Annotated in this window: 11 protein-coding genes and 1 tRNA gene; 6 read left to right on the plus strand and 6 right to left on the minus strand. The window is 34.5% G+C overall.

Annotated features, from left to right (window positions below):
- Positions 1-55 precede the first annotated feature (55 nt).
- On the minus strand, positions 56-646 hold the full coding sequence (locus tag BTO22_RS04265) for a UPF0149 family protein (RefSeq protein WP_105054419.1): 591 nt from the start codon (positions 644-646) through the stop codon (positions 56-58).
- A gap of 327 nt (positions 647-973) precedes the next feature.
- On the opposite strand from BTO22_RS04265, the gene BTO22_RS04270 reads away from it, so the two are divergent.
- The 4 genes from BTO22_RS04270 to BTO22_RS04280 all read left to right on the plus strand — a co-directional run bounded on the left by BTO22_RS04270 (position 974) and on the right by BTO22_RS04280 (position 3409).
- Entirely contained in the window at positions 974-1426 is a 453-nt protein-coding gene (locus BTO22_RS04270; protein WP_105054420.1) for an L-alanine exporter AlaE, read from the plus strand.
- A 319-nt stretch (positions 1427-1745) separates the two neighbouring features.
- The gene (locus BTO22_RS20115; protein WP_258132440.1) at positions 1746-1871 is read left to right on the plus strand and encodes a hypothetical protein; all 126 of its coding nucleotides are present in this window, start codon (positions 1746-1748) and stop codon (positions 1869-1871) included.
- Between the two features lie 219 nt (positions 1872-2090).
- Positions 2091-2178: transfer RNA gene (locus BTO22_RS04275), tRNA-Ser, on the plus strand.
- A gap of 85 nt (positions 2179-2263) precedes the next feature.
- The gene (locus tag BTO22_RS04280) at positions 2264-3409 is read left to right on the plus strand and encodes a tyrosine-type recombinase/integrase (RefSeq protein WP_105054421.1); all 1146 of its coding nucleotides are present in this window, start codon (positions 2264-2266) and stop codon (positions 3407-3409) included.
- 93 nt (positions 3410-3502) lie between these two features.
- On the opposite strand, the gene BTO22_RS04285 is transcribed toward BTO22_RS04280, so the two are convergent.
- The 4 genes from BTO22_RS04285 to BTO22_RS04300 all read right to left on the minus strand — a co-directional run bounded on the left by BTO22_RS04285 (position 3503) and on the right by BTO22_RS04300 (position 5924).
- Positions 3503-4075 (minus strand): type II toxin-antitoxin system VapC family toxin, encoded by a 573-nt coding sequence (locus BTO22_RS04285; protein ID WP_181044558.1) that lies wholly within the window; start codon positions 4073-4075, stop codon positions 3503-3505.
- A gap of 4 nt (positions 4076-4079) precedes the next feature.
- A complete protein-coding gene (locus tag BTO22_RS04290; RefSeq protein ID WP_105054423.1) occupies positions 4080-4415 on the minus strand; it encodes an STAS-like domain-containing protein in 336 nt (111 codons plus the stop codon).
- A gap of 9 nt (positions 4416-4424) precedes the next feature.
- Positions 4425-5141 (minus strand): hypothetical protein, encoded by a 717-nt coding sequence (locus tag BTO22_RS04295; RefSeq protein ID WP_219843867.1) that lies wholly within the window; start codon positions 5139-5141, stop codon positions 4425-4427.
- 564 nt (positions 5142-5705) lie between these two features.
- Positions 5706-5924 (minus strand): helix-turn-helix domain-containing protein, encoded by a 219-nt coding sequence (locus BTO22_RS04300; RefSeq protein ID WP_105054424.1) that lies wholly within the window; start codon positions 5922-5924, stop codon positions 5706-5708.
- Between the two features lie 167 nt (positions 5925-6091).
- Here BTO22_RS04300 and BTO22_RS04305 point away from each other — a divergent pair, with 167 nt between their 5' ends.
- Positions 6092-6655 carry a porin family protein gene (locus BTO22_RS04305; RefSeq protein ID WP_181044559.1) on the plus strand — a complete coding sequence of 188 codons (564 nt, stop codon included), beginning with the start codon at positions 6092-6094 and terminating at the stop codon, positions 6653-6655.
- Positions 6656-6663: 8 nt separating this feature from the next.
- A complete protein-coding gene (locus BTO22_RS04310) occupies positions 6664-7005 on the plus strand; it encodes a hypothetical protein (protein WP_105054426.1) in 342 nt (113 codons plus the stop codon).
- A 439-nt stretch (positions 7006-7444) separates the two neighbouring features.
- Here the strand turns inward: BTO22_RS04310 and BTO22_RS04315 are convergent, their stop codons facing one another.
- Entirely contained in the window at positions 7445-7924 is a 480-nt protein-coding gene (locus BTO22_RS04315; RefSeq protein ID WP_146107514.1) for a helix-turn-helix domain-containing protein, read from the minus strand.
- Positions 7925-8145 lie beyond the last annotated feature (221 nt).

Below are 8145 nucleotides of genomic sequence, written 5' to 3' on the forward strand. Positions count from 1 at the left end.
AACCAAATAGGCCGCCATTTTTATTGTTATTCGTATCTCTATCTATGTTTACATATTACGCTTCTCTGTTTGCTTCCGCTTCAGCAAGCTCATAACCACGCATAGTTAAACCACAAAGCATCATAGGAACTGCATTGTAGATCTCTACAAATTCATCCAAGCCTTCAATGCCTTGCTCTTTTAATGTGTTCAGTGCCGTTTCTGGGTCAAAAAGCATGCTGATTGATAACAGTACACCGCCGAGAAGAGCATTATTTTCACTCTCTTCTGGCATCAGAGTTTCCCAATCATCACGAGTTAACTGCCAACCTTGTAATAGGCCTTCAGAAAATTGACGAGTTTGAGTTGTTACAATTTCTTCGTCATCAAGCTGACACGTTTCTGGCCACAGCCATTTGCCAGCAAGGAAACCTTCACGATATTCATTCCATAAATTAACAATCGCATTTGCATACGCTTCTAATTCTTCTGCTGTAGTGAAAGGGGATATTTCTTCACCACCCCATAAAAAAGCCAACCACTCATTAGGACTGATAAGGTTTGGTGCCGCTGCCATTGCAGCAACAAAGCCTTGTGTTTGGGCTTCTGTAAGCAGTTTATTTTCCAATTCAGGGTTTGAAAGAATTGCCGTAAGTGATAAAGACATAGTGTTCTCATTTCATTCAAGTTTTCATTATTGTATCAAGAACTTTCAATATTGTCTGAATAGAAATTTACGTTTAACTTCTTGTATTAACAAGTTGCTATCTTGTGAAAATAACTTACAAAATGTAACAAATAGCAAATTAAACTGATTTCAAATCAAAAAGTAGTTGTAAATTTACTACATTGTTTTAACTTCGATATCTAATTCTGATCAAGTTGTGGTTTAATAGCGATAATTACTGCTCTGCTAACCTATTCCAGTTTGTATGACTGTAAGTGGTGCTTTAACTAGTGTTATTGACCTTATATTGTTTGGAGATGGAAAGAAATGTCTAGAAAAGGGCCATTTAGTATTCGCAATGCTGCGGCTGATACATTTGCAATGGTGATTTTTTGTTTTATTACGGGCATGTTTATTGAAATTTTAGTTTCAGGGATGACATTTGAGCAGTCGTTGGCTTCTCGAACGTTATCTATTCCGGTTAATATTGCCATTGCATGGCCTTACGGAATTTTCCGTGACTTTATGCTGCGCCAAGGTTCACGCTTGTCGTCAGCGTCATTCATGAAAAATATCGCAGATTTAACCGCTTATGTATTATTCCAATCACCAGTCTATGCTGCAATTTTATTTGCTGTAGGGGCGAGTACAGAGCAAATTATTACTGCTGTTTCAAGTAATGCTGCTGTGTCATGTGTGATGGGAATTTTTTATGGTTACTTTTTGGATGCGTGTCGTAAAGCATTTAAAGTTCCAGGATATAGTCGACGAGCACATTAATTAGCTATCTGTCGAACTTTTTAAAGCCGGTAATTCATTGCTAATGCCAGTCAGTTAAGCGAACATCAATAAAAACAAGGGCTTCAGACGAATTTATTACAATCATTCTGGAGCCCTTGTTGTATCTATCTTTCACTCTCTTAACGGGTACTTTGCCATATCTATTAGACATTGAATAAATAGTGCATAATTACTCAATAAAGTGACTAACTGATCGGCATTAGTAATTCATTGCTGGCTTTTTAATGTTGAAGCTTTCAACTTTTGGATGAGAAAATGCTACTTTTAGCATTATGAACTTATGAAGATTAATGGACTAATGAAAAAACATTTTTTAGCAATGCTGACACTGAGTTTAATTGGTTTAATCGGCATGTCGGCAGTATCTGCAAATACAGTTAAATCAGAACTACCACATAACCCAGTGAAAGTAGTAGGACAATAACCTTAAGCTTGGGTTGTTTTTATTATTAATAAATTTAAGTATCAATTGTTATTGAGAAGGAGGACTGCTGTACGTTCGTTATTATTCGAAATACGTGCTTACATCCTCACCAAGGCGCGTAAAAATAAAGCAAACAGTAAAGATTATGAAGAAAGGCCTTGACCATACCCTGCTAAATCATTAAATTAGCGCTCGTTGTCTCGAAAAGAGCAATGATTTGGTGAGTTGTCCGAGTGGCTGAAGGAGCACGCCTGGAAAGTGTGTGTATGGCAACGTACCGAGAGTTCGAATCTCTCACTCACCACCACATTTTAAAGCCCTGATTATTCGGGGCTTTTTCGTATCTATAGCTTGTTCAGTGCCACTGAGAGTACACAAAAGAGTACACAAGCATGCAACTAGATACTTCTCGCGAAGCTAATTACCTTATTAAGTCCAATACTGGTATCTATACATTTAGATGGAATGTAAGAGCCGATAATAAGCATTATCAACCTAAACTTAGCCTTCGTACACGTAATTACCTTAAAGCTTTACAATCCGCCTCTGCGCTTGCTTTACGTATATCTGCAATTTCAAACCCTTCTATAGATGAAGTTAAAGCTGTTTATTATGAATTTTCAGGTAAACAGAAAAGAGAAACTAAAACTCTTATATCCATTGATATGGAAAACCTTCTATCTGAGTTATCAATTAAGAGTCGTAAAGAATACTTAAGTTGTTGGAACTCATTTCTTGATTCCTTATCTACCAAAACTCTTTCGGTCACATCAATTAATCAAACAAATATTGATGGATGGAAAGAGACTCAAACATGTAGTGATACAACACTAAAGAAAAAATTAAAACTACTATCCAGTTGTTTTAAAAAGGCTTCTGTAGACGTTGATAGTGAGTGGCTTAAGATGAAGGCTAATAAACAGCCTGTAAGACCTCGTAGAGCTTTTACTGATAAAGAAGTTACATTGATTCTTAATAAGACGAAGCACTACTGTGATGGCGTTACAGAGTCACAGAATGAACAATGGAAGTATTACCTACCTAGAATAGCGTTGCTAACAGGATGTAGATTGAATGAGCTTGCTCAATTGAGGGTAGAGGATATTCATTTCACTAATGAACCTTACTTATCTATTAATACTGATTCAGAAGATAAGAAGCTGAAGAACGCTACAAGTTATAGAGAAATACCGATAACCCACCACTTAAAAGAGCTTTTACTTCCCTTACTTAAAAATAAAGAGGTAAGTGAAAGACTCTTTCCTGATTTACCATTTAATGAAAGCAATGGTTATACAAATACACCTAGTAAGTGGTTTAGCAAATTGTGCCGTGAAGACTTGAAACTAAAGAATGTAAGTTTTCATTCATTTAGACATTATGTGATTACTAAGCTATTTAATCATGGGGTGAAGGAAGAGCTTATTGGCACACTGATGGGGCATAGTGTTGGCAAACTAACCACAGGGAAGGTTTATATGTCTGGGTTTACTTATACCCTCAAATTGACCATATTATTGATTTTAAATTGCCGATAGTTGATTGTTAAAAGAATTGTTGAATTCTATCTCATTTTTACGGTATTAAATAAGAACTCACCGGGTGCTGAATACCCGGTAGATTTATCTTCTCTAAACTAATTGGTTGTTCGCAGTGTATAAAGATATGTCTAGGCCATTAAAATCACTATCATCAGTGACGATATTTGTTACATTATAGCGAGACATGGACTCAATATAGAAAGCATCGTAAGCGTCTAGCTGATGTTCACTTAACGTTGTTAATGCTTTTGTTGATAGCTCTTTATTAAGCGTAATATCTAAAGTTTCTGACATTTGTGTGATTTGCTGCCAAGCATTGGATACTTCTTGCATAACTTTTTTTCGATGTTCAGTTTCTTTTCTAAATTGCTTTCGTGTGAGATGTACAGAATGATTGGATAAATAAATATCGTACTCAGTCCTTTCAATAATGTTAGCTAACTCAGAAAGAGCTAATGGACTATGATAAATATTAGCGCCTTCATCTAATATTTTTTCAATAAAATTAGGGTAGGCTTCCAGTTGGTATCTGATTGGTGCATTTTGAGTTTGTATTTCATTTGAAGCTGCATAGGTAAGCCAAAACCAAACATTAGTATCAATAAAGAATCTGTCAGTATGATGCGGAGTATGATGTCTAATGTTAACTATCCTTGTCGTCATGGCTTTATCCTTCATGCTTATTTAAAGTATCAGTAATATTGTTTTGACCGCTATAATAACTGATTGCATTTTGAATTACGGTATTAAGTAAGCTGATACCGATGTCATTACAGTTAATGATCTTCATTCTTTCTAATAGGTCATCAATGGATATGTCTTTTAGTAAGATTCCTACGGATGCATTGAAGAACGGCGATGCGTATAATGACACTCCAGAAAAATCAATTTCAACGACCTCACCTTTTAATAATGCTGTTGATATAGCATCATTAAGTTTAGTTCCACTTTGCATCGATATGGCATTTTTACCAACCAAATCAAAAGCTTTTATTTTTAACATTATAAACTCCTAAAAAAATTTAACTTGGGTTACATTTTCAGATTTAAATTGATAATACCTGTTGTCACAATTAATTTTGATACTTACAAGTGTTCCTGGTAAGTGGTATTTAGAGTTGTTTATTATAAAATCGTTATTTCCTAAAATTTTTGCAAAAACACTATTACTGTAAATTCTCATTTCCCCTTTATTTAGTTTTACAAATTGACTTAATAAATCGAAGCCTAAACCTCTTGGCATACCTTCTTTTATACTATCAGTGCCTGTTGAATTCCCTTTGATTAAAGCCCATTGCATAGCATCTATATCACTTTTGATATCACTTTTGTATTGTCTTACATTTTTGACAATGCCGGGACCAAAATCTAATACACTTAGGCAAAGGGTTTTTTCTTTTTTATCATATTGACCACAGCTATATACACCTAACTCCCTTAGATCTTGTATGGAAGTACCATGACCGTAAGCATTCATAAATATTTCAAAGATTCTACTAACAATTTCGTTTTTTAATGCTGAACTTAAACTAACTTTATCATCAGATAGCCATTGTTCATTTAAGTGTTCCGCAATATTATCTTCATCTAAGAGAGTCGTATGCTCTCTGTATCCGATATAGTCACCTTTTGCATAGCCACTAAAGTTCTCTTGTGAGAAGTGGCTTAAAAAATTGTTTTCTATTAGTTTTTCTCTAATTAGGTCATTCATGGAATTAATGTCAAACATAACTCCTGCGGTAGCAAATGATTGCGTATTTGATCTATCAATAACAGACCTAACAAATGTGCTGTTTTGGTCATTAACGTAACGAGCAAGTCCTCCTTAAAGAACTATTCCGTGGTGATCGATTTTAGAGCAGTTACCAAAATTAAAATCGAAGCTATTTTTTGGATTAGAAGTAATGAAATCCATGATTTTTAAAATTTGATTGAAACCATTATCATCATACTTGATAGTAGGAACGGATATTGTCATTCTACTCATAGAATTTAGCCATATTCTCTTTTGTATTTATTCTTCCTCGAACGCAGCAATTGAATTTTTTATGAATACTTTTTATTGCAAATGAGAGTGCGAGCGATTAAAGGTAGCGAGTTATATTTTTATCTACAGTTCATACTACAACCTAGCATAGGTTAGATCTAGTACCTCTTTGATATATTATGTCCAATTGCATTTTTTAAATAGAATTTGAGTTAATCTAGTCATAATGTTTGTGTGATTTTCAATCAAACTAAATAGAGGGCTGGACTTTCTGCTATTTCGAGAGGGAAGCCGTAAACTTTATTTTTATTCAAATAGTATAGAAATATCAACACTTAAGGCTTTTGAGATAAGAACTATCTCTATATCTATAACCTGTCTAACTCCTGATTCAATTTTCGCCAATGTTCCTCTACTTATATCAAACCCTTCAAGATTGCATCTGGCAGTTAACTGCTCTTGAGTTAATTTTTTTTCTTTTCTTATTACTCTAATTTGTTTCCCTACAATATTTGCCTTTGTCATTTTTGTGTCAACTTTATTTGCTCCGCTTGTGGAACAAATGTTAGTTGTTAAAATGCAATTTATTGCTCCGTATGCGGAACAGTTTCTGTGTTTTAGCTATTCGTCGTACGAATGCTAATCACTTTTTGCTTTTTAATTATTATTAGTTTTCTTTTTTGGAGTAAATTTTGGAAAATCAATTGAAGTTAGTTGAAGTGTTGTCAGCTTGTTTAGTGCCAACTATTTTTTCTTGTGCGGTTTATGCTAAGTCTAATGAAGACTTTTCTGGTCATAGAGTAGGGATAGGTTCATCAGCGACGATACTGTCTGATGGCAGTGTTGATTATGGTTCAGGTATCAAATTTGAATATGGTTATGACATTAACCGTATTGTCGGTATTAATGTTTCGTATGAAAAAAATAGTGATACTGTTAGTGGGTACTCTTACAGCGTAGATCTTGATGGCTCAATGTTTAAAGTGACAAGTGATATTGGTTATGCTTTTAATTTTAACAAATGGAGCTTGAAACCATATGGTGTAGTAGGGATAGCTAAGTATAGTGAAGATGGTGTTATTCAATCAGGAGCAAATAGCGTTAATACAACTTTTGATGAAACTAATCCAGTCATAGGTGCTGGGGTTCGAGCTACATTTGATTTTGGTTTGTATGTAGATTTAAGAAGTGAGTATATCCCTGTAACAGACATGGAACTAAGCCAAGGTGCAGTAACGATAGGCTATAAATTTTAGGATATAAAATGAATAAAATATTAATAGCAGTTGTCTTTGTTGTTTTGTTTCTTAGTGGCTGTAGTTCTCGCCCTTTAGTTTTAACTAATGAGCAAGATTTGACGTCTATCCAGTATCAGGAGCTACCTAGGATGAAGGTATCTGCAAGTTCATTTATTATTTTGGGTGTCATTCCTGTTAGGTTTAGTAGTCGTGAAGTTAGAGCTAGAAACAGGTTACTAGAAATCTCAGGGGGAACTGACTTAATTAATCCTTCAGTTTCTTCTCGGTACTTCTGGACGCCAATTGGACCTATTGTTAAGTTCACTTTAGAAGCTACGCCGATTAGGGAAAAGAATAATCGTAGTTAGTTATGTGATGATTTAAAGGTGATTTTTAAGGTTGCTAGTATGCAGCCTTTTTTATGCTTGATAGATGTATAGTCGTACATTTAGACCATTAAATTTTGATATATATACGGTGGTTTAGATGCAGTAGAGACACTGTGGGTATGATGGTTCACTTGCATTTACTCAAAAGGGGGAAGTACTGTTTCATTACTTCTTTTTCAGTGTGCTCTTTCTTTTGTAGGAAGACTCACGAAGTGAGGAATAAGTATCATTAGTTAATTTAACTTTAATTATTTATTAAATAGTTGGATAGATAGTTTGTTTCTAGTTTGTTTGTGTAAACTAGGATTACTACCTTCATATCTTAGGATTACTACCTTCGTATTTTAGAATTACTACCTCTGTCTATTTAGCTTAAATCTTAAAATATGGTATAGCCCCTCCGAAGAGGGGAAATACGCTAAAACGGCGATTCTTCTTCTACAAGCATGCTCGATATATCAGAAGATTCGATAATCCTTGTTGTGGATGTGATAGAACTAAAATCATTTAAAGTATGAGTGCTACTAGCTATGGTTTCAGCAACTTCTATCGTCATTTGACTTTCCTTATCTTCATCTGGTTGTTTTGGAATTCCTTTCCAGTGATATAATTTACTAGTCGGGTCACCGGAAGCGCTTATTCTAAAAGCACTACTGATAAATCCTAGTATTTCACAATCTTTTAAAGCCTTGAGAACAGTTTGTCTTGAATACCCAGTCTCATTACTAAGTCGTGCTTGACTGGGAAAACAACTAAATTTACCTGTACGATGTTTATCCCCAAAGTAACAAGATAAGTGTACTAATACGGACTTAGTCGTAGAGGTAAGACCAAACTGCTTAGCGTTAAGGCTAAGAATTTCTTTAGTTATATCAAACTGAGTTTTTAACTTAGTCATAAATTTTCCTTCATTATAAATTATAACGAAGTCGGCCATTTTCTTAGCCTTTATGCTCACCTTTCAGCAACTTGATGAATTTATAATGCTACCGTCAAAAACTCGATATGCAAGAAGAAATTATAAAATAACAGTTAGTATGGAAATGTAAGATATGTAATTTTAACTATTGTTGATTGTATTGTTAATGATTATTGGTTGAGGAGCAGGGGCTATGATCA

Source organism: Aliivibrio sifiae, from assembly GCF_002954705.1.
GTDB classification, from domain to species: domain Bacteria; phylum Pseudomonadota; class Gammaproteobacteria; order Enterobacterales; family Vibrionaceae; genus Aliivibrio; species Aliivibrio sifiae_A.

Coding starts and splice junctions, on each gene's coding strand:
- BTO22_RS04265 (WP_105054419.1), bottom strand. CDS start 646: ATGTCTTTATCACTTACGGCAATTCTTTCAAACCCTGAATTGGAAAAT.
- BTO22_RS04270 (WP_105054420.1), top strand. CDS start 974: ATGTCTAGAAAAGGGCCATTTAGTATTCGCAATGCTGCGGCTGATACA.
- BTO22_RS20115 (WP_258132440.1), top strand. CDS start 1,746: ATGAAAAAACATTTTTTAGCAATGCTGACACTGAGTTTAATTGGTTTA.
- BTO22_RS04280 (WP_105054421.1), top strand. CDS start 2,264: ATGCAACTAGATACTTCTCGCGAAGCTAATTACCTTATTAAGTCCAAT.
- BTO22_RS04285 (WP_181044558.1), bottom strand. CDS start 4,075: ATGACGACAAGGATAGTTAACATTAGACATCATACTCCGCATCATACT.
- BTO22_RS04290 (WP_105054423.1), bottom strand. CDS start 4,415: ATGTTAAAAATAAAAGCTTTTGATTTGGTTGGTAAAAATGCCATATCG.
- BTO22_RS04295 (WP_219843867.1), bottom strand. CDS start 5,141: ATGTTTGACATTAATTCCATGAATGACCTAATTAGAGAAAAACTAATA.
- BTO22_RS04300 (WP_105054424.1), bottom strand. CDS start 5,924: ATGACAAAGGCAAATATTGTAGGGAAACAAATTAGAGTAATAAGAAAA.
- BTO22_RS04310 (WP_105054426.1), top strand. CDS start 6,664: ATGAATAAAATATTAATAGCAGTTGTCTTTGTTGTTTTGTTTCTTAGT.
- BTO22_RS04315 (WP_146107514.1), bottom strand. CDS start 7,924: ATGACTAAGTTAAAAACTCAGTTTGATATAACTAAAGAAATTCTTAGC.